The organism is Rhizobium sp. Leaf371, assembly GCF_001424045.1.
Lineage (GTDB): Bacteria > Pseudomonadota > Alphaproteobacteria > Rhizobiales > Rhizobiaceae > Ferranicluibacter.
The window spans coordinates 101,502-121,473 of sequence record NZ_LMQB01000024.1 but is presented as its reverse complement, the minus strand read 5'-3'; the positions used below and the strand labels follow the sequence as shown (position 1 = coordinate 121,473).

Annotated in this window: 21 protein-coding genes; 13 read left to right on the top strand and 8 right to left on the bottom strand. The window is 65.1% G+C overall.

Annotation, left to right across the window (positions count from 1 at the left end; translation table 11 throughout):
* Positions 1 to 9: 9 nt before the first annotated feature.
* Both ASG39_RS14665 and ASG39_RS14660 read right to left on the bottom strand, forming a co-directional pair.
* Positions 10 to 834 carry an RNA methyltransferase gene (locus tag ASG39_RS14665; RefSeq protein WP_062595723.1) on the bottom strand — a complete coding sequence of 275 codons (825 nt, stop codon included), beginning with the start codon at positions 832 to 834 and terminating at the stop codon, positions 10 to 12.
* Positions 835 to 836: 2 nt separating this feature from the next.
* Positions 837 to 1,229, bottom strand: coding sequence for a hypothetical protein (locus ASG39_RS14660; protein WP_062595722.1), 393 nt, complete (start codon positions 1,227 to 1,229; stop codon positions 837 to 839).
* A gap of 29 nt (positions 1,230 to 1,258) precedes the next feature.
* Between ASG39_RS14660 and ASG39_RS14655 the strand changes: the two genes are divergently transcribed.
* The 4 genes from ASG39_RS14655 to ASG39_RS23915 all read left to right on the top strand — a co-directional run bounded on the left by ASG39_RS14655 (position 1,259) and on the right by ASG39_RS23915 (position 4,177).
* Positions 1,259 to 2,281 (top strand): RluA family pseudouridine synthase, encoded by a 1,023-nt coding sequence (locus ASG39_RS14655; RefSeq protein WP_062595721.1) that lies wholly within the window; start codon positions 1,259 to 1,261, stop codon positions 2,279 to 2,281.
* Positions 2,282 to 2,388: 107 nt separating this feature from the next.
* The gene (locus ASG39_RS14650; RefSeq protein ID WP_062595720.1) at positions 2,389 to 2,646 is read left to right on the top strand and encodes a DUF2171 domain-containing protein; all 258 of its coding nucleotides are present in this window, start codon (positions 2,389 to 2,391) and stop codon (positions 2,644 to 2,646) included.
* 241 nt (positions 2,647 to 2,887) lie between these two features.
* Complete coding sequence (gene rpoH, locus ASG39_RS14645) at positions 2,888 to 3,793, top strand: RNA polymerase sigma factor RpoH (protein WP_062595719.1); 906 nt, start codon at positions 2,888 to 2,890, stop codon at positions 3,791 to 3,793.
* A 210-nt stretch (positions 3,794 to 4,003) separates the two neighbouring features.
* A complete protein-coding gene (locus tag ASG39_RS23915) occupies positions 4,004 to 4,177 on the top strand; it encodes a hypothetical protein (RefSeq protein WP_156468153.1) in 174 nt (57 codons plus the stop codon).
* 85 nt (positions 4,178 to 4,262) lie between these two features.
* On the opposite strand, the gene ASG39_RS14640 is transcribed toward ASG39_RS23915, so the two are convergent.
* A complete protein-coding gene (locus ASG39_RS14640) occupies positions 4,263 to 4,445 on the bottom strand; it encodes a hypothetical protein (protein ID WP_062595718.1) in 183 nt (60 codons plus the stop codon).
* Positions 4,446 to 4,631: 186 nt separating this feature from the next.
* Between ASG39_RS14640 and ASG39_RS14635 the strand changes: the two genes are divergently transcribed.
* From ASG39_RS14635 to ASG39_RS14610, 6 genes are all read left to right on the top strand, one after another.
* The gene (locus ASG39_RS14635; protein ID WP_062595717.1) at positions 4,632 to 5,933 is read left to right on the top strand and encodes an amidohydrolase family protein; all 1,302 of its coding nucleotides are present in this window, start codon (positions 4,632 to 4,634) and stop codon (positions 5,931 to 5,933) included.
* Positions 5,930 to 6,418 (top strand): VOC family protein, encoded by a 489-nt coding sequence (locus tag ASG39_RS14630; RefSeq protein ID WP_244481243.1) that lies wholly within the window; start codon positions 5,930 to 5,932, stop codon positions 6,416 to 6,418. Before ASG39_RS14635 ends, ASG39_RS14630 begins: the two co-directional genes overlap by 4 nt.
* Positions 6,419 to 6,443: 25 nt before the next feature.
* A complete protein-coding gene (locus ASG39_RS14625) occupies positions 6,444 to 7,355 on the top strand; it encodes a LysR substrate-binding domain-containing protein (RefSeq protein WP_244481242.1) in 912 nt (303 codons plus the stop codon).
* A gap of 114 nt (positions 7,356 to 7,469) precedes the next feature.
* Complete coding sequence (locus ASG39_RS14620; protein WP_062595715.1) at positions 7,470 to 8,846, top strand: LLM class flavin-dependent oxidoreductase; 1,377 nt, start codon at positions 7,470 to 7,472, stop codon at positions 8,844 to 8,846.
* 150 nt (positions 8,847 to 8,996) lie between these two features.
* Positions 8,997 to 9,524, top strand: a complete 528-nt coding sequence (locus ASG39_RS14615; protein ID WP_062595714.1) for a flavin reductase family protein — start codon at positions 8,997 to 8,999, stop codon at positions 9,522 to 9,524.
* 10 nt (positions 9,525 to 9,534) lie between these two features.
* A complete protein-coding gene (locus ASG39_RS14610; RefSeq protein WP_062595713.1) occupies positions 9,535 to 10,920 on the top strand; it encodes an FAD-binding oxidoreductase in 1,386 nt (461 codons plus the stop codon).
* An 8-nt stretch (positions 10,921 to 10,928) separates the two neighbouring features.
* Here the strand turns inward: ASG39_RS14610 and ASG39_RS14605 are convergent, their stop codons facing one another.
* The 4 genes from ASG39_RS14605 to ASG39_RS14590 all read right to left on the bottom strand — a co-directional run bounded on the left by ASG39_RS14605 (position 10,929) and on the right by ASG39_RS14590 (position 13,970).
* Entirely contained in the window at positions 10,929 to 11,720 is a 792-nt protein-coding gene (locus tag ASG39_RS14605; protein WP_062595712.1) for an amino acid ABC transporter ATP-binding protein, read from the bottom strand.
* A complete protein-coding gene (locus tag ASG39_RS14600; RefSeq protein WP_062595711.1) occupies positions 11,717 to 12,385 on the bottom strand; it encodes an amino acid ABC transporter permease in 669 nt (222 codons plus the stop codon). Before ASG39_RS14600 ends, ASG39_RS14605 begins: the two co-directional genes overlap by 4 nt.
* The gene (locus tag ASG39_RS14595) at positions 12,382 to 13,023 is read right to left on the bottom strand and encodes an amino acid ABC transporter permease (protein ID WP_062595710.1); all 642 of its coding nucleotides are present in this window, start codon (positions 13,021 to 13,023) and stop codon (positions 12,382 to 12,384) included. The genes ASG39_RS14600 and ASG39_RS14595 overlap by 4 nt, the downstream gene beginning before the upstream one ends.
* Before the next feature lie 119 nt (positions 13,024 to 13,142).
* On the bottom strand, positions 13,143 to 13,970 hold the full coding sequence (locus tag ASG39_RS14590) for a transporter substrate-binding domain-containing protein (protein WP_062595709.1): 828 nt from the start codon (positions 13,968 to 13,970) through the stop codon (positions 13,143 to 13,145).
* 221 nt (positions 13,971 to 14,191) lie between these two features.
* Between ASG39_RS14590 and hutC the strand changes: the two genes are divergently transcribed.
* On the top strand, positions 14,192 to 14,896 hold the full coding sequence (gene hutC, locus ASG39_RS14585) for a histidine utilization repressor (RefSeq protein ID WP_062595708.1): 705 nt from the start codon (positions 14,192 to 14,194) through the stop codon (positions 14,894 to 14,896).
* 19 nt (positions 14,897 to 14,915) lie between these two features.
* Here hutC and ASG39_RS14580 read toward each other — a convergent pair whose 3' ends face one another.
* A complete protein-coding gene (locus tag ASG39_RS14580) occupies positions 14,916 to 16,244 on the bottom strand; it encodes an MFS transporter (RefSeq protein WP_062595989.1) in 1,329 nt (442 codons plus the stop codon).
* Between the two features lie 400 nt (positions 16,245 to 16,644).
* Here ASG39_RS14580 and cyoA point away from each other — a divergent pair, with 400 nt between their 5' ends.
* Positions 16,645 to 17,922, top strand: a complete 1,278-nt coding sequence (gene cyoA / locus ASG39_RS14575; protein ID WP_082477262.1) for a ubiquinol oxidase subunit II — start codon at positions 16,645 to 16,647, stop codon at positions 17,920 to 17,922.
* Between the two features lie 48 nt (positions 17,923 to 17,970).
* Positions 17,971 to 19,971 carry a cytochrome o ubiquinol oxidase subunit I gene (cyoB, locus tag ASG39_RS14570; protein WP_062595707.1) on the top strand — a complete coding sequence of 667 codons (2,001 nt, stop codon included), beginning with the start codon at positions 17,971 to 17,973 and terminating at the stop codon, positions 19,969 to 19,971.
* Position 19,972: the final 1 nt, after the last annotated feature.

Sequence of the window (19,972 nt, the reverse complement as noted above, 5' to 3'; positions counted from 1 at the left end):
GTTCGTTCGTTATACAATGCCGTTGAGCTGCGCGATCCGGTGGAGGGCGATGCCGGTGGCGGTGGCGACGTTGAGGCTGTCGAGGCCGGGCTTCTGCCGGATGCGCGCGGTCCGGATCGCGGACAGGATGGCGGGCGGCAGGCCCTCGCCCTCGGCGCCGACCACGAGAGCGGTGCGGCGGGCCGGCGGGATGGCATCGAGATCGGTTTCCCCGCGCGGCGACAGTCCCCAGAGCGCAAAGCCGCGCGCCTCGATGGCCGCGAGCAGATCGCCGGCCGTGCCCTCCCGCACGAAGGGAACGCTGAGCACCGCGCCGACGGAGACGCGGATCGCCTTGCGATAGAGCGGATCGCAGCAGGTCTCGTCCAGGAGCACGGCGCTGGCGCCGAAGGCGGCGGCGTTGCGGAAGATCGCGCCGACATTGTCGTGATTGGACAGGCCGCAGGCGGCGAGGATCAGGGCTTCGTCCGGCAGGGTCGCAAGCACGTCCGCGAGCGTCTGCGGTCTCTGCCGCAGGCCGATGGCGAGCACGCCGCGATGCATGTCGAAGCCGGCGATCGCATTGAACACCGTGGCATCCGCGACGAAGACCGGCACCGTCTCGTCGAACTGCGCGAGAATGTCGGCGACGCCGGCCATCCGGTTTTCGAGCAGCAGGATCGCTTCGGCCGTAAACGGCCCGCCGCCGGCTGCCGATGCCGCCAGCATGCGCAGCACGACGGTGCCTTCCGCGATGAAGCGGCTTTGGCGCCCGGTCAGGTCGCGCTCGCGGATCGAGACGAAGGCGGCGATGCGCGGATCGGCCGGATCAGTGATGCGCTTGACCTTCGCCACGGTCAGTTCGCGGAAACGGTGATGTCGGCCACGATGCGGTTGGCGGCGATGTCGTAGACCAGCGCCTTGCGGACGCCGGACAGCGTGCCGTAAAACAGGATCTGCCCGCCTGAAAGGGAGGTCCCGGCGATCTCGAAGCCCTGCGGAAGCACGGCGGTTGCCGCCAGCGGCGCATCGCTCGGCACGCCGGTCCCGTTATAGGCCGGGGTGCTTGCCAGAGACGGGGCGGTGCTCGGACGCGTGACCTTGTAGACAATCGCGCCCAGCACGGCCATAAGCATGACCAACATCACACCCGCCGAGACCAGCTGCAGGCGGATCATCTTGCGGCGAACGTTTTCCATAACCGGATCGAGCGGCTTTTCGTCCTGTTCGTCGGGTTCCTGGAGCGACATGGGCGGTTTGACCTCACGGATTGAGCATTATGAACGACCCCTTTAAACAAGCGGCAGCCCCAAGGAAAGTCCTGACGGCAGACGAGGATGCATCCGGACGCATGGATGCCTGGCTGACCGAGCAGATGGACGGCCTTTTTTCGCGCAACCGCCTCAAGGCGCTGATCGAACAGGGCGCGGTGCGCGTCAATGGCAAGCCGGTGCTGGAGCCCAAGCGCAAGGTGCAGCCGGGCGACGTGTTCGAGATCGGCATGCCGGAGCCGGACGATCCCGAGCCCAAGGGCGAGGATATCCCGCTCGACGTGCTTTACGAGGACGACGACGTGATCGTGCTGATCAAGCCGCCCGGCCTCGTCGTGCATCCCGGCGCCGGCAACTGGACCGGCACGCTGGTCAATGCGCTGATCCACCATTGCGGCGACAGCCTGTCGGGTATCGGCGGCGTCAAGCGGCCGGGCATCGTCCACCGTCTGGACAAGGACACGAGCGGCGTCATGGTGGTGGCGAAAAACGATCTGGCACACCGGCACCTCTCCGACCAGTTTGCCGACCATGGCCGCACGGGGCCGCTGGAACGCGCCTATGCCGCCATCGTCTGGGGCCGGCCGCGCGGCCTTCGCGGCACGATCGACGCGCCGCTCGGCCGCGCCGGAGACCGGATCAAGCGGGCGGTGAAGAAGCACGATGCGGACGATGCGCGCGAGGCGATCACCCATTACGAGGTGACCGAGCGCTACCACGAAAAGCCGGACGCGACGGCACTCGCCGCCATGGTCGAATGCCGGCTGGAGACGGGGCGGACGCACCAGATCCGCGTCCACATGGCCTATATCGGGCATCCCCTTGTCGGCGATGCCGATTACGGCGCAGCCTTCCGGACGAAGTCGAACCTCCTGCCGGAGGCTGCCAAGGCCGTGGTCGACCGGTTTCCGCGCCAGGCGCTGCATGCCTTCATGCTGGCGTTCGAGCATCCGGCAACCGGGGAAACCATGCGCTTCACCTCGCCGCTGCCGGCCGACATGCTGGAACTGGCAGCCGCGCTCAAGGCCTGAGCATTTCTGCGCGCGGCGAAATCTTGATGCGTCCATGCATCCTTTTGCCGAGGCGGGCGTTTTTCCCTCATCGTTCACCAGAACATCGATCACCAGGGAGAAGCGTCATGATCAATGCCAGCCATATCAAGGAACATGCCGAAGTCATCAGCGCCGATGGCGTGCATGTCGGAACCGTCGACGGTGTCGAGGGCGATCGCATCAAGCTGACGAAGAAGGACAATCCGGTCGGCCACCAGGATCATCATCATTTCATCGCCCTGTCGCTGGTCGACAGCGTCGATGAAAACAGGGTGCGCCTCAGCGCGAAAAGCGACGAAGCGTTCCTTTCCGAGCAGGAAGACGACGGCGGCGCGATCCACTGAGATCGTCGCCCGCAGGCTTCGCCTTCGCGTGAAAGCAGCCGGAAAATACGGCGCGAGGGGTTGATTTCAGCCCTTTCGTGCCGATCTAACCGAGATATCCCGAAGCCCAAGGATGGGGTCGCAATCGCGCGGCTGCATCCTTGAATCGTGCGCGGCGCGTTCTTATCTTGGTAACCTGTGGGGTCGAAGGACCCACATGCCGGCTGGCCAGATGGAAGCCGGAACGAGAAAGGGGTGCACAATGGCCCGGAGTACGATGCCGACACTGACCGCAGGCGAAGGTGGTCTCAATCGATATCTCGATGAAATTCGCAAGTTTCCTATGCTGGAGCCGCAGGTCGAGTACATGCTTGCCAAGCGCTACCAGGAGCATGACGACCGCAAGGCCGCCCACCAGCTCGTGACCAGCCATCTGCGCCTCGTGGCGAAGATCGCCATGGGCTATCGCGGCTACGGCCTGCCGATCGGCGAAGTGGTGTCCGAAGGCAATGTCGGCCTGATGCAGGCGGTGAAGAAGTTCGATCCGGAGCGCGGCTTTCGTCTTGCGACCTATGCCATGTGGTGGATCAAGGCGTCGATCCAGGAATATATCCTGCGCTCGTGGTCGCTCGTGAAAATGGGCACGACCGCCAATCAAAAGCGGCTGTTCTTCAACCTGCGTCGCCTCAAGGGCAAGATCCAGGCGCTTGATGACGGCGACCTGAAGCCCGATCAGGTCAAGCAGATCGCGACGACGCTGAAGGTGTCGGAGGCCGAGGTCATTTCGATGAACCAGCGCCTGTCCGGTGACGCGTCGCTGAATGCGCCGATCAAGGCCGGCGAGGGCGAATCCGGCCAATGGCAGGATTGGCTCGTGGACGACCATGAGAGCCAGGAAGACATCCTGATCGAGCAGGATGAGCTGGAAAACCGCCGTTCGCTTCTGTCGGGTGCGATGGCCGTGCTGAACGACCGCGAACGCCGTATCTTCCAGGCCCGTCGCCTGACGGAAGATCCGGTCACGCTGGAAGAGCTTTCGACCGAGTTCGATATCAGCCGCGAGCGCGTCCGCCAGATCGAGGTTCGCGCCTTCGAAAAGGTGCAGGATGCGGTGCAGAAGGCGGCCCTTGCCCGGGCCCAGGCCCTGCGGGTCGTCGAAGAGGCTTAAAGCACACGGTATCGTGACAGGAATGAGGAGCCCGGCTTGCATCTGCAAGCCGGGCTTTTGCGTTACCCCATTAGATGAAATGCGCAATTGCGTAAAATGCCGTGGAAGCGATTAGCGGTTTGATGCCGAAAGATCGCTAGATGTCTTCATCATCAGGCACCGAGCGGATTTCACGTCTCGGCGTCACGATGCAACGGGATGAGGCATGTCATGCAGAACACGATAGGGAATATCGGTGTGCCGAGATTGCAGCCCCGGTCGTTTGCCGGGAAGCAGACGCCGGCCAAGCACCCGACATTGAGGCTCGTTGCGCTGGTCTGCGCATCGCTCGTCTCGATTGGGCTCTGGATCGGCATCGCTTTGCTGGTGCGGCTCGCGCTGTAGGCGCACATGCCGCATGGTTGAACCCGCACGCGAGAGGCGGGCGGGTTGGAACATCCGATCGAGACGTAGAGGCCTAGGTCTCCGCTCAGCCGGCGAAGCGTTCCATGACGAAGCTGTCCGGTGTGCCCGTGATCACGCGGTTGGTCTTGCCGAGCGAGATGGAACTCATCGAGACCGTCGGCGCGTCCGTCTGCGACAGCACGGCGGCGGTCATGAAGGTGGCGGTGAGGGCGATATAGGCTGTCAGGGCTGCAAATCGTATCGACATGGCATCTCTCCTGGTTTTGCGCACAACGTCCACACATCTCCAAAGTTCCCTGACGTTCCGAGAGGCGCGCCGAAGGCGGCGATAAGGCCTGAACTCCGGCTTTGCGCGCTTGCCGGGCCTGTGCGACCGTTTAAGATGCTGACCGTGAGATCGCTGGCGGGAAAGCCTGCACGTACGGAGCCGACAATGACGTTCGATACCATCATCCGCCATGCCAATCTTGCCGATGACCGGGAGGATGTCGATATCGGGATCCGCAAGGGGCGGATCGTCGCGGTAGAGCCCGACATCGCGGCGGAGGCGGGTGAGGTGATCGATGCGGGCGGCCGGCTCGTCAGCGCGCCGTTCATCGATATCCACTTCCACATGGATGCGACGCTGTCGCTCGGCACGCCGCGGCTCAACCGGTCGGGCACGCTGCTCGAAGGCATCCAGCTCTGGGGCGAGCTGAAGCCGCTCCTGACCAGAGAGGCGGTGATCGAGCGGGCGCTGCGCTATTGCGATCTCGCGGTGGCGCAGGGACTGCTCGCCGTGCGCAGCCATGTCGATGTCTGCGACGAAAAGCTCACCGGCGTCGAGGCGCTGCTGGAGGTGAAGGATCTCGTGCGGGACTATCTCGACCTGCAACTCGTGGCCTTTCCGCAGGACGGCTATTTCCGGTCGCCCACGGCCGCCCGCAATCTCGAGCGCTCGCTCGACATGGGCGTCGATGTCGTCGGCGGCATTCCGCATTTCGAGCGGACGATGGAGGATGGGCGACGCTCGGTGACGGCGCTCTGCGAGATCGCCGCGAAACGCGGGCTGCTGGTCGATCTGCATTGCGACGAGACCGACGACCCGATGTCGCGCCATATCGAAACGCTGGCCTGCGAGACGCAGCGCCTCGGGCTTCAGGGACGGGTGGCCGGCTCGCATCTGACGTCGATGCATTCGATGGACAATTACTATGTCTCCAAGCTGCTGCCGCTGATCGCCGAGGCGGAGATCCACTGCGTCCCCAATCCGCTGGCCAATATCGTGCTGCAGGGGCGGCACGACACCTATCCCAAGCGGCGCGGCATGATGCGGGTGCCGGAGCTGATGGCGCTCGGCGTCAATGTCGCCTATGGGCAGGACAGCTGCATGGACCCCTGGTATTCGTTCGGCAATGCCGACATGCTGGATGTCGCGCATATGGCGGTTCACACCGGCCACATGACGAGCCCGGCAGCGGTCAGGGCCTCGTTCCGCGCGGTGACGGAGAATGCGGCCCGCACCTTCGGGCTCGACGGCTACGGCATCGCGCCCGGCTGCCATGCCGATCTCGTGCTGATCGAGGCGCGCGACGCGGCCGAAGCCGTGCGCATGCGGTCCAACCGGCTGATGGTGATGCGGCGCGGCAAGATCATTTCGCAGACGCCGCCGCGCACCGCGACACTGTCGCTTCCCGGGCGGCCGGGAACGCTGGAGCCCTGGCGGTATGCGCCGGTCGAGGCGTCGGCATCGTGAGCCTCGACCTGCCCCCACCCCGCCTCGACCAGAGCGCGCGCAACGCCTCCGACAGTGCAGGCGAACTGCCGGCCGGCGGCTTCAACGCGCTGGTACCGGAGCTCGACGTGACCGATCTCGGCCGCAGCCTCATCTTCTGGTGCGACCTCCTCGGCTTTACCATCGCCTATGAGCGGAAGGCTGCGAACTTCGCCTATCTGCAGCGCGAGGGCGCGCAGGTGATGCTGTCGCAGATCAATGGCGCCTGGGTCACCGCACCGCTGGAGCCGCCGCTCGGCCGCGGCATCAACTTCCAGGTCGAGGTCTCGGATCTCGCGGTCGTCGCGGCCCGGCTGGCGCAAGTGAGCTGGCCGCTGTTTCGCGGCATTCAGGATGCCGTCTACAAGGTCGGCGGAGAGGACAGGGCGTCGCGCGAACTGCTGGTGCAGGATCCGGACGGCTATCTCGTGCGTCTGGCGCAGAGCCTGCCGCTCGGCCAGGGTTAGCGGAAAAGCGGGGCGAGAGATGTCGATGATCGCCCTCCGCGCGCTGCAGGCCTTTGACGCGGTGGGGCGGCTCGGCAGCGTGACGGCAGCAGCGGGCGAACTCGTCGTTTCCCCCGGTGCCGTCAGCCAGCATCTGCGCAAGCTCGAAGCGCATCTCGGCGTAAGCCTCCTCGAGCGGCGAGGCCGGCGCATCGCGTTGACGGCGCTCGGGCGGCTCTACCACGCCGAAATCGCCAAGGGTTTTCTGCAGTTCCAGGAGGCGGAGAACGTCCTGTCGCGGGCGCGCAACGGCAGCGGCCTGACCCTGTCGGCGCTGTCCTCCGTCGTCAACAAATGGATCGGCCGCCGCATCTTCGACTGGCAGGGCCTGCATCCCGATGCGCAGCTGCGCCTTCTCGGGCAGGACGCGGAGCCGCGGCTCGGCATCGACGAGGTCGATTTTCGCATCACCTATGGCCAGCGTGGCAGCCAGCATCCCCACAGCACCGCGCTTTTTCGCGACTGGGTGGTGCCGGCCTGCGCGCCGGCGCTGATTGAGGCGCAGGCCGGGCCTGTCGGTCCCGCCGAGATCCTGCGCCATCCGCTGCTGCATGTCGCCTGGGAGCCGCATTTCTCGACCTTCCCCCACTGGCGCGACTTCGCCCGGGCGGCCGGCGTCGATTTTGCCGAGGGCGGCCCCGGCCTGTCCTTCACGCTCTCCTCCAGCGCCATCGATGCCGCCGTCAACAAGCGCGGCTTCGTGCTGGCGCAGATGTCGATGATCACAGACGAGCTGGCCGCAAATACACTCGTCGTACCGTTCGACCTGCGGCTGCCGCTACCGGAAAGCTACTTTCTCGCCTGGGACCGTTCCGCGCTCGACAAACCGCATGGGCCGGCGTTTCACGCCTGGCTGACCGCGCTCGGCCGACGGCAGGGGCAGGCCTCGGCCCCGTGATCGGCCTTTGCTCCAGCACTGTTTAGAAAAACTCACATAGAACGTCGTTCGCCGGGCTTGTCCGCCGACCCGTTCCCGCCATACTCCGGGACAGATGATAAGAGGAAAGTTGGCATGGCGCGGCAGGACAAGCTCAAGCTCGGGACGTTCGTCTATACCTTCGGCTTCCACCCCGCGAGCTGGCTGCACCCGGACAGCGACGTCAACGGGGCGAACGACATCGCGCATCTGAAAAAGGTCGCCGAGATGTCGGAGGCGGCCAAGTTCGACTTCCTGTTCATGGCGGATTCGCCGGCGGCCGGTATCGGCGATCCCGATGCGCTGGCCCGCAGTCCCACCAAGATGAACCGTTTCGAGCCGCTGACGCTCCTTTCGGCGCTGGCCATGGTGACGGAGCGCCTCGGTCTCGTCGCCACGGCATCGACCAGCTATTACGAGCCCTTCAATATTGCCCGTATCTTCGCCTCCATCGACCAGCTGTCGAACGGGCGGGCCTGCTGGAACGTGGTCACCTCGGATCACGACGAGACCGGCTATAATTTCAACCGCACCGGGCTCGATCCCCACGACCTGCGCTACGAGCGATGCCGCGAGTTCGTGGATGTCGTCTTCGGGCTCTGGGACAGTTTCGAGGCGGATGCGCTGCTGCTCGATCGCGACAGCGGGCTCTATTACGACAAGACCCGGCATCACATGCTCAACCATGTCGGCAAGCACTATCAGGTGCGCGGGCCGCTCAACATCGCACCCTCGGCGCAGGGCCGGCCGGTCATCGCGCAGGCCGGCGGGTCGGAAGCGGGCATGGACCTTGCGGCGCGCACGGCCGAGATCGTCTTCAGCCTCGCCTCCAACATCGACCGCAACCGGGCCTTCTATGCCAACGTCAAGGGCCGGATGCCCGCTCTCGGGCGCGATCCCGACGACCTGAAGATCATGCCGGGCGTGGTGCTGAACGTCGGGGAGACCGAGGCCGAGGCGCGGGCGAAGGTGAATTTCCTGATCGACCGGCTGCATCCCGATGTCGGGCGGCTGATGCTGTCGGAATTCCTGGAGGCCGACCTGCGCGGCGTGCCGCTCGACCAGCCTTTCCCGATGGACCGGCTGCCTGCGCAGCCGAAGGGCTCCAAGGCGCTGTTCGAGGAGCTGACCGATTTCGTGAAGAAGGGCCATACGGTGGGCGAACTGATCCGGCTCTATGCCGAAAAGCACACCGGCAACGGCATCACCGGCACGCCGGTGCAGATCGCCGATTTCATGGAGGAATGGTTCGAGACGCGCGCTGCCGACGGTTTCATCCTGATGTTTCCGACCCTGCCGGCGAGCCTCGAGGATTTCGTGCGGCTGGTGCTGCCGGAGCTGCGCCGGCGCGGCCTCTTCCGGGAGGACTACGAAGGCGCGACGCTGCGCGAGAACCTCGGACTGTCCAAGCCGGTCAATCGCCATACGGCGGCGCGGCAAGGGTCAGGCGTGCCGCACGTTCAGCCTCGGTAAAGCATAAGCGAAGATCGCGGCCCGTCGCTTGCGTCCCGTCTCCGATGGACCGAAGATGTAAGTGAGATGTTCAGGGGAGTCGCGTAGACAGAAAGCCCCGCCCGCCGCGATGCTGTCGCTCGTGCGTGTCCATTTGCGAGGTGTCGAGACATGACTTCTGCCGTTCATCCGTCGCCCGTGGCGGCCGCCGCCCCCGATGCCGCTGCCTTCAAGCTTTCCATGCGCCATCTCGCAGGCGCCGTCTGCGTCATCACGGTGGGCGACGGGGAGGGGCGGACCGGATTTACCGCGACGTCGGTCACCTCGCTGTCCGCCGACGTGCCGTCGGTCATCGTCAGCCTGAACCGGACCTCGTCGTCCTGGCCGGTGCTGGAGCGCAGCGGCCAGTTCTGCGTCAATGTGCTGGCGGAAGGACAGGAAGGCATCGCGAAGGCCTTTGCCGGGGCCGACGGACGCCGCGGCGCCGAGCGCTATGCCGGTGCCGAATGGACGAAGCTCGACAGCGGCGGATGGGCGCTCGCCGATGCGCTGACCGTCATCGATTGCGGCCTCGACGAAGCGCTGCATCGCCATACGCATGCGGTGCTCATCGGCCGCGTCCGCAGCGTGCATGTCCGCCAGGGCGTGGCGCCGCTGCTCTACTTCAACGGCGGCTTCCGCACGCTGCTTCCCGAATAGGACCATCCGCATGCCCGATATCGACGCCGTCCTCGCCGCCATTACCGCGGCCGTTCCCGACGTCGATATCCGCACCGGCGTGGCGATTGCGGCGCTGCATCCGGGCGAACATCCCGACAATCTCGGCGCCGCCGCCGTCCTCGCGCCGCGCGATGTCGCCGCGCTCTCGACCATCGTTTCGATCTGCGCCGCTGCCGGCATCGCCATGGTCACGCAGGGCGGCCGGACCGGGCTCGTCGGCGGCGGCATTTCGGGCGCAAACGAGATCGTTCTGTCGCTGCGCAACCTCGACCGGATCGTCGAGATCGACCCGATCGGCGGCGTGGCCGTGGTCGAGGCCGGGGTGACGCTGGAGGCGTTGCAGCAGGCAGCGGCCGTGCATGGGCTGGAGCCCGGCATCGACCTTGCGGCGCGCGGCTCGGCGACGCTTGGCGGCATGGCCTCCACCAATGCCGGCGGCGTCATGGCCTTCCGCAACGGCGTCATGCGCCATCGCATCCTCGGGCTGGAAGCCGTGCTGCCGGAGGGCGGCATCTATCGCGACATGGTGCGCGTGGTGAAGAATTCCGCCGGCTACGACCTGAAACATCTGCTGATCGGCGCGGAGGGCACGCTCGGCGCGATCACCGGGCTGGTGGTGAAGCTCGACCCCGTGCCGGCGGCGAGCGCCACGGCCCTGTTCGGCCTGCCATCCACCGAGGCGGCGCTGGCGCTGATGGGTCTCGCCCGGGCCACCGGCCGGCTGCGGGCCTGCGAGGCGATGTGGTCGCGCTATTTCGGCTTCACGGCGGCGCATTTCGGCTGGCGGGAAACGAGCGATGCCCTGCCGGTGCATCTGGCGATCGGGCTCGGCGGCGAGACGGACGAGGCACTGTTCGGTGTTCTCGCCGGGCTCTACGAGGCGATCTGCGAGACCTATCCGGAGACGGTGGCGGTGGTCGCCGGCTCCGGGCAGCAGGCAGACGACATCTGGCGGCTGCGGGAGGAGACGGGGCTGATGTACCGGGCCTTTCCGGCGGCGCCTTCCTACGACGTCTCCGTGCCGATCGACCGCCTCGGCCGCTATCTCGCACGGATCGCCCCGGCGCTCGGCGCCATCGACGGGCTGTCGCCGTTCATCTTCGGCCATGTCGCCGACGGCAACCTGCATATCGTGCTCGACCGGCCGGGCAGCTGGATGACGGATGCGCGCCGCGACGCTGTGGAGCAGGTGCTCTATGACGGGATCGGCGCGATGGGCGGGTCGTTTTCGGCCGAGCACGGCGTCGGCTCGAAGCGCATTCATGCGCTGCTGGCGACGGCCGATCCGGTGAAGCTCGCGACGATGCGGGCGATCAAGCAGGCGCTCGATCCGAAGGGGCTGTTCAATCCGGGCAAGGTGCTGCCGATCGCGTGAGCCGCCGATCAGGCGAGCATCGAGGCGCCACGGTCGAGATAGGTGTCGAGGAACTGTTCGAGGCGGGGATGGCGCGGCTTGCCGAAGACCTCGGAGGGCGGGCCGGAGAAGAGCAGGCGGCCCTGATCGAGAAAGCTGATCCGGCTGCCGACGGTCGCGGCAAAGCCGATCTCGTGGGAGACGACGACCATGGTCATGCCCTCTGCCGCCAGATCCCGCATAACGTTCAGCACCTCGCCGGTCAGTTCCGGATCGAGCGAGGAGGTCGGCTCGTCGAAGAGCATGATCTTCGGCTTCAGCGCCAGAGCGCGGGCAATCGCCACGCGCTGCTGCTGCCCGCCCGAGAGCTGGGCCGGATAATGCCCGGCGCGGGCCTCGAGCCCCACCTTGACCAGCTGCGCCATGGCGCGGGCTTCCGCGTCCGTCCGGCTCATTTTGTGCACGGTGCGCAGCGCTTCGCTGACATTGCCGAGCGCCGTCATGTGCGGCCAGAGATTGAACTGCTGGAAGACCATGCCGATCCGCGAGCGGATGGCGCGGTTGGTGGCGGGGGGAATGCGCTCGCGCTGACCGCTCGGGCTTTCCGAAAAGCCGAGATCCTCGCCATCCACCGTGATCACGCCGCTGGTCGCCTCTTCGAGGAAAGCCATGCAGCGCAAAAGCGTGCTCTTGCCGGAGCCGGACGGGCCGATCAGGCAGGAAACCTGGCCGGGCGGGATGTCGAGATCGATGCCGTGCAGCACGGCGGTGTCGCCGTAGCGCTTGACGAGGTTTCGGACGGCAATGGCGGGAAGGGTCATGTCGGGGAAAACCTGTAGCGGGACAAGCGGTGCTCGGCATAGCGGCCGAGCTTGTCGGTGACCTCGACCAGCACCCAGTAGAACACGGCTAGCAGGAAGAGCGATTCGACGAAGGCATATTGCTGGGAGCCGATGGCGCTGACGGTGAGTGTCAGTTCCGGCACGGTGATGATCGAGAGGATCGCGGTTTCCTTCATCAGGATCACGGCCATGTTGATGGCGGGCGGCAGCACGAGCACGGTCATTTCGGGCAGGAGGATGCGCCGCACGATCTGGCTCGGCGAAAGGCCGACGCATTCCGCCGCCTCGATATGGCCGCGGGGGACGGCGGCGAAGCCGGCGCGGAAGATCTCGCTGAAATAGGCCGCACCGTAGATCGTCAGGCCGAGGAGGCCGGCCGGCACCGGATCGAGCGCGAGACCGATGAAGGGACCGCCGTAATAGAGCAGGAAGATCTGGATCAGGAACGGCGTTCCGCGCAGGACCTCGACGGCGAGCCCGAGCGGCCAGCCGAGGATGCGCCCGCCATAGCGCCGGCCGACGGCGACGAGAAAACCGACCGTCGCGCCGCCGATGGTGCCGGCGATCCAGAGAAGCAGCGTGACGCCGGCGCCCGACAGGATGGCCGGAAGCTGGGCGAGAATGACGTTGACGTCGAAGCTCATCGCGGCACTCCGGGCAGGGACCGCTCGATGAGGCCGCCGGCGCGGGCGACCACTCCGTTGATGACGAGATAGATCAGCCCGGCGCAGGCGAAGAGCTGCAGCGGCAGGAAGGTGCTGCCGGCCAGATCCTGCGCCATGCGGGTCAGCTCGACGATGCCGACGACCGAGACGAGCGAAGAGGCCTTGAGGATCAGGATGGCCTCGTTGACCAGCGCCGGGAAGGTGAGGCGCAGCGCGATCGGCACCTTGATGCGGCGGAAGGCCTGGGCGGGGGTGAGGCCCACCATCTCGGCCGATTCGATCAGGCCGCGGGGGACGCTGGCAAAGCCGCCGCGCAGGTTTTCCGCCTGATAGGCCGCGGTGCAGAGCGACAGGCCGATGATGGCGGCGACGATGCTCGGCACATTGAGGCCGATGACGGGCAGCAGGTTATAGATCAGCAGCAACTGCACGAGGAGAGGCACGCCGCGGAAGAAGCTGATGAAAATACGGGCAGGAACCGCCAGCACGCGGCGTCCCGACAGGAGCATTCCGGAAAGCAGAATGGCAATCGCAAAGCCGATCAGGATCGACACGAGGCTGATGCCGATCGTGTAGAGCGAGGCCTTGAGAAGAAGTTCGAACAGCTTGAAAGACATTGCCGGCCAATTCGTCGGATGGGCTGTCGCAGGCGCGAAGGCGAAGGCAAGAGCGGGGCTGTCGGAGGCACGTGCGTCGTGCCGGCTCAGCCCCGCCTTAACTCAGGGACGGATTGCAATCAGAATGCAGGGTCCTTGACGGCGTCCGGCGTGTCGAAGCTCGCGCCGAACCACTTTTCCTGCAGCTTGGCGAGGCGTCCGTCGCCCTTCATCTTCAGGAGAGCCGCGTCGATCGCGTCCATCAACGGTGCGTGGTCGGCGTCCTTCGTGCCGATGAAGCCGAAATAGGCCTTCTGGCCGAAGGGCGGCAGCACGACCTCGAACGTATCCTTGCGCTGGCTGGCGACGAAGGCGATGTTGGGCAGCGAATTGGCGACGCCGGCGATGCGGCCGGCGGCAAGGTCGGCATAGGATTCGGTGAAGGCCGGGTATTCGCGGATATCCACCTTCTCGGGCAGCTTTTCGGAATAGCCCTGCAGCTGTGCGAGCTGGGCTGTCGCCTTGCCGACGCCGATCGCCTTGCCGGCGATGTCTTCCGGCTTGGTGATGCTGGTGTCGCCGGCCTTCTTGAGGATCGCGACCGTCGCTTCGGCCACCGGCGGCGTGAAGCGGTAGCGCTCCATGCGGGCCTTGGTGATCGTGGCGGGACCGGCGACCATGTCGAACTTGCCGGCTTCCAGGCCCGGCAGGACGCCTTCCCACGGCAGCGCGATCCATTCGATCTCGACGCCCAGTTCCTTGCCCAGCTCGGCAAAGACATCGACATTCAGGCCCGCATGCTCGCCGGCATCGATGAAGTCGAAGGGCGCGAAGGCGGTCTCCGTGCCGACCTTCATGGTGCCGGCGGCCTTGATGCGGGCGAGCGCGTCTTCGGCATGGGCCGAAAAGGTCGCGCCGAGCAGGAAGGCCGCGCCGACGAGGCCCTTCAGCAGGAAATGAGGTGTCATGGTCGTCTCTCCAGTATCATGCCGCGCGTGCGCTGCGGCGTTCCCGTCTTCAGAATTGGATCTGCAGGCTTCTGCGTCCCGCATTTTGACTATACAAATAGACAGGTCCTTGCATAAGGTGTCAACGACAAACTGCCCGCGGCCTGCGGCGTCCGCCCTGTCCGACATGCAAGCTTTATGCCTTGTTCGTGCCGCCCGTTCGCCTTTCGGAGAGCCGTGCCTTGACCTCGCTTCACCAGCGCATTTTCGAAGACATCGAGCAGAAGATCATGAGCGGCGTCTGGCCTCCGGGGCAGCGCATCCCGGCCGAGCACGAGCTGGAAGTGACCTATGGCTGCTCGCGCATGACGGTGAGCAAGGCGCTTTCGGCGCTGGCCGCGCGCGGCATGATCGTGCGCCGCCGGCGGGCCGGCTCCTTCGTCGCCTCGCCGCAGATGGACCGGACGGTGATGGACATTTCCGACATCGGCACGGAAGCGAAAGTCGCGGGACACGCCTATGGCCACCGGATCCTGTCGCGGCGGATCGAGCGGCTGGGGACGGCGGAGGCCGCCGCGATCGGCGAGGCGGCCGGGGCGGAAGTGGCCCGGGTGGAATGCCTGCATATCGTGGATGCAAGGCCCAACGCGCTGGAGAAGCGGCTGATCCTGCTTGATGCCGTGCCGCAGGCGCGGGACGAAACCTTCGAGGCGAGCCCGCCGGGAAGCTGGCTGCTGGATCAGGTGCCGTGGTCGGAGGCAAAGCACATCATCCGGGCCGTTTCCGCGGATGCGGCGACGGCAAAGCTGCTGACGATCGAGCGGCATGCCGCCTGCCTGCTCCTGACCCGCCAGACCTGGCAGAACGGGCGGACGGTGACCTTCGTCGAAATCACGCATCCCGGCGACCGTTACCAGTTCGCCGGGGTGTTTCATCCCTCCAAGTAGGCGGCCAAAGAAGGGGCGGCTATTCCCGCGCGAGCAGGCGCTTGTTGAGGAACAGCGCGAGCATGGTGCAGATCGCGCCCGACAGCAGGTAATAGCCGACGAAGGGCAGGCCGAACTTGCTCGACAGGCCGAGCGTGATCAGCGGTGCGAAGCCCGCGCCGAGGAACCAGGCAAGGTCGGAGGTGAAGGCCGCGCCGGAATAGCGATAGCCCTGCGTGAAGCGCGACGAGACCGAGCCCGCCGCCTGGCCGAAGGACAGGCCGAGCACGCCGAAGCCGGCGATGACGAAGGACGAGATGCCGGTCTGGCCGGAACCGAGCAGGATCGGGCCGATGAAGCTGAAGATGGCGATGATGATGGCGCCGATGACGAGCTGCTTGCGGCGGCCGAACCGGTCGGCCAGGATGCCCGAGGCGATGACGGTGAGAATACCGAGGCCGGCACCGGCCACCTGCACCAGCATGAACGAGCCGATCGACTGGTCGCTGTTGAGGTTCGTCCAGGCCAGCGGGAAGATCGTGACGACGTGGAACATGGCAAAGCTGGCAAGCGGCGCGAAGGCGCCGATCAGGATGTCGCGGCCATGGGTGCGGATGAGGTCGGTGAAAGGCACGGCCTCAAGCTCGTGACGCTCCAGCAGATCGCCGAAATCCTTCGTCATGACGAGGCGAAGGCGGGCAAAGAGCGCGACGACGTTGATCGCGAAGGCGACGAAGAACGGGTAGCGCCAGCCCCAGGAGAGGAAATCGGCTTCCGTGGTGTTGGCGACAAAAAAGCCGAACAGGATGCTGGCGAGCGCGAAGCCGATCGGCGCGCCGAGCTGCGGGATCATCGCATACCAGCCGCGGTGCTTTTCCGGCGCATTCAGCGCGAGCAGGGAGGCAAGACCGTCCCAGGCGCCGCCGAGTGCCAGGCCCTGGCCGATGCGGAAGATGGCGAGCAGGTAGATCGCCGAGACGCCCGCATCCTGGTAGCTCGGCAGGAAGCCCATGCAGACCGTGGAAATGCCGAGCAGGAACAGAGCGATCGTCAGCTTGGTGCCGCGTCCGTAAGCCCGGTCGATCGCCATGAAGATGATCGAGCCGATGGGGCGCGCGACGAAGGCGAGCGAGAAGATCGCGAAGGAATAGAGCGTGCCCGTCAACGCATCGGGTGCGAACGGGAAGATCAACCGGGGGAAGACGAGCACGGAGGCGAGGCCGAACACGAAGAAGTCGAAGAACTCCGACATGCGGCCGATGATCACGCCGAGCGCGATCGAACCCGGGGAAACCGGAGCGTCGCCGTGGATCTGCCGCGCGTCGCGCTCCAGGGCCGAGGATGAGGGTCCGCCGGACGTCTCTGCTATCGTTGTCATCGGGAAGCCTCCATACAGTCTCTTGGCCGCGTGGTCGCCCACGTGCCGTCTTTCAGACGATGTTGATCAAACCGGCCAGCTTATCAAGTGGCATGCATGAGAAATTCTGCCCTGCGACGGTATGCCCCGTGTCCTGAAGCCATCATTTCAAGGGCCAAGTCTCGACTTTTTCGGTACCATGCATATCTCGGATAGGAGCAGGCTTGGAACGGGAAGCCTGTTGACGACGCGCTGTCGCGACTGGCGGGCTGGGCCCGAGCGGTCTATCGACGCGGCAGCGCGATTTTGCCGCAGAGCATCATTTTTGCTGCGGTGCGACCAAACACCTCATTTCGTTCGCGGTCGCAGGGTATTACTCGCAGGGCACAGATAACGAAAAGAGCATTGGACCATGGCGAACCTCTTCCGACACGCTTGTCGCATCCTCATGCTGCCGCTCCTGGCTGCGCTTGCCGGCTGCAACATGGTGGTGATGTCTCCCTCCGGCGACATCGCAACGCAGCAGCGCGACCTCATCCTGGTCTCGACCTTCCTCATGCTCCTGATCATCATTCCGGTGATCGTGCTGATCTTCTATTTCGCCTGGCATTATCGCCGTGCGAACACGGAGGCGGTCTACGATCCCGAATGGCATCACTCCACGCGCCTCGAAGTGGTGATCTGGTCGGCACCGCTCGCCATCATCATCGCGCTCGGCGCCGTCACCTGGATCAGCACCCACAAGCTCGATCCCTATCGCCCGATCGACCGGCTGGACGCGGAGCGCGCCATTCCCGAGGGCGTCATGCCGCTCAATGTCGAGGTCGTCGCGCTCGACTGGAAATGGCTGTTCTTCTATCCGGACTACGGCATCGCCACGGTGAACGAACTGGCGGCGCCCGTCGACGTGCCGATCAATTTCAAGATCACCGCCTCCTCGGTGATGAACTCCTTCTATATCCCGGCGCTCGCCGGCCAGATCTACGCAATGCCGGGCATGCAGACGCGGCTTCACGCCGTCATCAACCAGCCGGGCGAGTTCGAGGGCTTCTCGGCCAACTATAGCGGCGCCGGCTTCTCGCATATGCGCTTCAAGTTCCGTGGCCTCGACCAGGCCGGGTTCGACGGCTGGGTCGCCAAGGTCAAGCAGCAGGGCACCATGCTCAACCGCGACGCCTATCTGAAGCTCGAAAAGCCGAGCGAGCGGGAGCCGGTGCGCTATTACGGCGGCGTCGAGAACGGTCTCTACCAGGCGGTCCTCAACATGTGCGCGCAGCCCGGCAAGATGTGCATGAACGAAATGATGCATGTCGACATGATGGGCGGCGGCGGCGAAGACAGCGAAGCCAACCGCGAGCGGCTGCAATACGACAACCGCCATGCCGGCACCGGCGAAGGCACGAGTGCCGCGACCTTCCCCGCAACCGGTCAGCCGGCCCGCGGACAGGGTGCGCCGGAAGGCACCGAAGGCACCGAAGGCAACGAAGGCACCGAAGGCAAGGGCCAGCCCGATGCCGCGCCGGCCGAAGGCGCGCAGCCGATGCAGCACGACATGCAGAACATGAACGGTCACGACATGAACGGCCACCAGATGGGTGGCGAGAACCCGCAGGCTCCGGCCTCCGACAGCGGCTCGGCGACGCCTGACAAAGGCTCGATCGCGCCCGAACAATTGAACAACTCGAAATGATCGCGGCGCTTTTCCGCACCGCTTGCGACTGCAAGAACTGGGGTCACCATGTTTAATCAGGACATTTCCAGCCTCGTCTTCGGACGATTGACCTTGGAAGCCTTTCCGTACCACGAGCCGATCCTCGTGCTTACCTTCATCGGCGTCGTTCTCGGCGGCCTCGCGGTCGTCGGCGCGCTCACCTATTTCAAGCTCTGGGGCTATCTCTGGAAGGAGTGGCTGACCAGCGTCGATCACAAGAAGATCGGGATCATGTATGTGATCCTCGCGCTGATCATGCTGCTGCGCGGCTTTGCCGACGCGCTGATGATGCGCACGCAGCAGGCCATCGCCTTCAACGGCAACGAGGGCTTCCTGCCGCCGCACCATTACGACCAGGTGTTCACCGCGCATGGCGTCATCATGATCTTCTTCATGGCCATGCCCTTCGTCACCGGCCTGATGAACTTCGTCGTGCCGCTGCAGATCGGCGCGCGCGACGTGTCGTTCCCGTTCCTCAACAATTTCTCGTTCTGGATGACGGCGGCCGGTGCGGCGATCATCATGATCTCGCTCTTCGTCGGCGAATTCGCCCGCACGGGCTGGCTGGCCTATCCGCCGCTCTCGGGCGCCGACTACAGCCCGGGCGTCGGGGTCGACTATTATATCTGGGGCCTGCAGGTGGCGGGCGTCGGCACGACCTTGTCGGGCATCAACCTGATCGCGACCATCGTCAAGATGCGCGCGCCGGGCATGACCATGATGAAGATGCCGATCTTCACCTGGACCTCGCTCTGCACCAACGTGCTGATCGTCGCGTCCTTCCCGATCCTGACCGCGACGCTCGCGCTGCTGTCGCTCGACCGCTACGTCGGCACGCACTTCTTCACGAACGATCTCGGCGGCAACCCGATGATGTATGTGAACCTCATCTGGATCTGGGGTCACCCGGAAGTCTACATCCTGATCCTGCCGGCCTTCGGCATCTTCTCGGAAATCGTCGCCACCTTCTGCGGCAAGCGCCTGTTCGGCTATGCCTCGATGGTCTATGCGACGGTCGTCATCACGATCCTTTCCTACCTCGTCTGGCTGCACCACTTCTTCACGATGGGCTCGGGCGCCAGCGTCAACGCCTTCTTCGGCATCACCACCATGATCATCTCGATCCCCACGGGTGCGAAGATCTTCAACTGGCTGTTCACGATGTATCGTGGCCGCATCCGGTTCGAGGTTCCCATGCTCTGGACGATCGGCTTCATGGTGACCTTCGTCATCGGCGGCATGACGGGCGTGCTGCTCGCCGTTCCCCCGGCCGACTTCGTGCTGCACAACTCGCTGTTCCTCATCGCCCACTTCCACAATGTCATCATCGGCGGCGTGGTGTTCGGCGTCATGGCCGGCGTCACCTACTGGTACCCCAAGGCGTTCGGCTACAAGCTGAACGAATTCTGGGGCAAGATGAGCTTCTGGTTCTGGCTGATCGGCTTCTACTTCGCCTTCATGCCGCTCTACGTGCTCGGCCTGATGGGTGTTACCCGTCGCCTCAGCCAGTTCGAGGATCCGTCTCTGCAGATCTGGTTCATCATCGCGGCCTTCGGCGCCGTCCTGATCGCGCTCGGCATCGCCTCGTTCATCATCTCGCTCGTCGTCAGCTTCCTGCAGCGCGAGCAGCTGCGCGACATCACGGGCGATCCCTGGAACGGCCGGACGCTCGAATGGTCGACGTCTTCGCCGCCGCCGGATTACAACTTCGCCTTCACGCCTGTCATCCACGATCATGACTCGTGGTACGACATGAAGAACCGCGGTTACGAGCGTCCGCTGGGCGGCTTCAAGCCCATCCACATGCCGAAGAACACCGGCACGGGGGTCATCCTCAGCGGCCTCAGCGTCGCCTTCGCCTTCGGTGTGATCTGGTATATCTGGTGGCTCGCCATCGTTGCCTTCGTCGGCATCATCGCGGTCTCCATCGGACATACGTTCAACTACAACCGCGATTTCTACATTCCGGCGGAAGACGTCGTCGCAACGGAAGGGGAGCGCACACGCCAGCTCTCCGGGCAGGCCTGAC

What these genes read in the sequence shown, in the direction of transcription:
- ASG39_RS23915 (WP_156468153.1), top strand. Translation starts at nt 4,004, where the DNA reads ATGCAGAACACGATAGGGAATATCGGTGTGCCGAGATTGCAGCCCCGG.
- ASG39_RS14655 (WP_062595721.1), top strand. Translation starts at nt 1,259, where the DNA reads ATGAACGACCCCTTTAAACAAGCGGCAGCCCCAAGGAAAGTCCTGACG.
- cyoB (WP_062595707.1), top strand. Translation starts at nt 17,971, where the DNA reads ATGTTTAATCAGGACATTTCCAGCCTCGTCTTCGGACGATTGACCTTG.
- ASG39_RS14610 (WP_062595713.1), top strand. Translation starts at nt 9,535, where the DNA reads ATGCCCGATATCGACGCCGTCCTCGCCGCCATTACCGCGGCCGTTCCC.
- ASG39_RS14600 (WP_062595711.1), bottom strand. Translation starts at nt 12,385, where the DNA reads ATGAGCTTCGACGTCAACGTCATTCTCGCCCAGCTTCCGGCCATCCTG.
- ASG39_RS14650 (WP_062595720.1), top strand. Translation starts at nt 2,389, where the DNA reads ATGATCAATGCCAGCCATATCAAGGAACATGCCGAAGTCATCAGCGCC.
- cyoA (WP_082477262.1), top strand. Translation starts at nt 16,645, where the DNA reads ATGGCGAACCTCTTCCGACACGCTTGTCGCATCCTCATGCTGCCGCTC.
- ASG39_RS14595 (WP_062595710.1), bottom strand. Translation starts at nt 13,023, where the DNA reads ATGTCTTTCAAGCTGTTCGAACTTCTTCTCAAGGCCTCGCTCTACACG.
- ASG39_RS14590 (WP_062595709.1), bottom strand. Translation starts at nt 13,970, where the DNA reads ATGACACCTCATTTCCTGCTGAAGGGCCTCGTCGGCGCGGCCTTCCTG.
- ASG39_RS14635 (WP_062595717.1), top strand. Translation starts at nt 4,632, where the DNA reads ATGACGTTCGATACCATCATCCGCCATGCCAATCTTGCCGATGACCGG.
- ASG39_RS14640 (WP_062595718.1), bottom strand. Translation starts at nt 4,445, where the DNA reads ATGTCGATACGATTTGCAGCCCTGACAGCCTATATCGCCCTCACCGCC.
- ASG39_RS14605 (WP_062595712.1), bottom strand. Translation starts at nt 11,720, where the DNA reads ATGACCCTTCCCGCCATTGCCGTCCGAAACCTCGTCAAGCGCTACGGC.
- ASG39_RS14620 (WP_062595715.1), top strand. Translation starts at nt 7,470, where the DNA reads ATGGCGCGGCAGGACAAGCTCAAGCTCGGGACGTTCGTCTATACCTTC.
- ASG39_RS14625 (WP_244481242.1), top strand. Translation starts at nt 6,444, where the DNA reads ATGATCGCCCTCCGCGCGCTGCAGGCCTTTGACGCGGTGGGGCGGCTC.
- rpoH (WP_062595719.1), top strand. Translation starts at nt 2,888, where the DNA reads ATGGCCCGGAGTACGATGCCGACACTGACCGCAGGCGAAGGTGGTCTC.
- ASG39_RS14660 (WP_062595722.1), bottom strand. Translation starts at nt 1,229, where the DNA reads ATGTCGCTCCAGGAACCCGACGAACAGGACGAAAAGCCGCTCGATCCG.
- ASG39_RS14615 (WP_062595714.1), top strand. Translation starts at nt 8,997, where the DNA reads ATGACTTCTGCCGTTCATCCGTCGCCCGTGGCGGCCGCCGCCCCCGAT.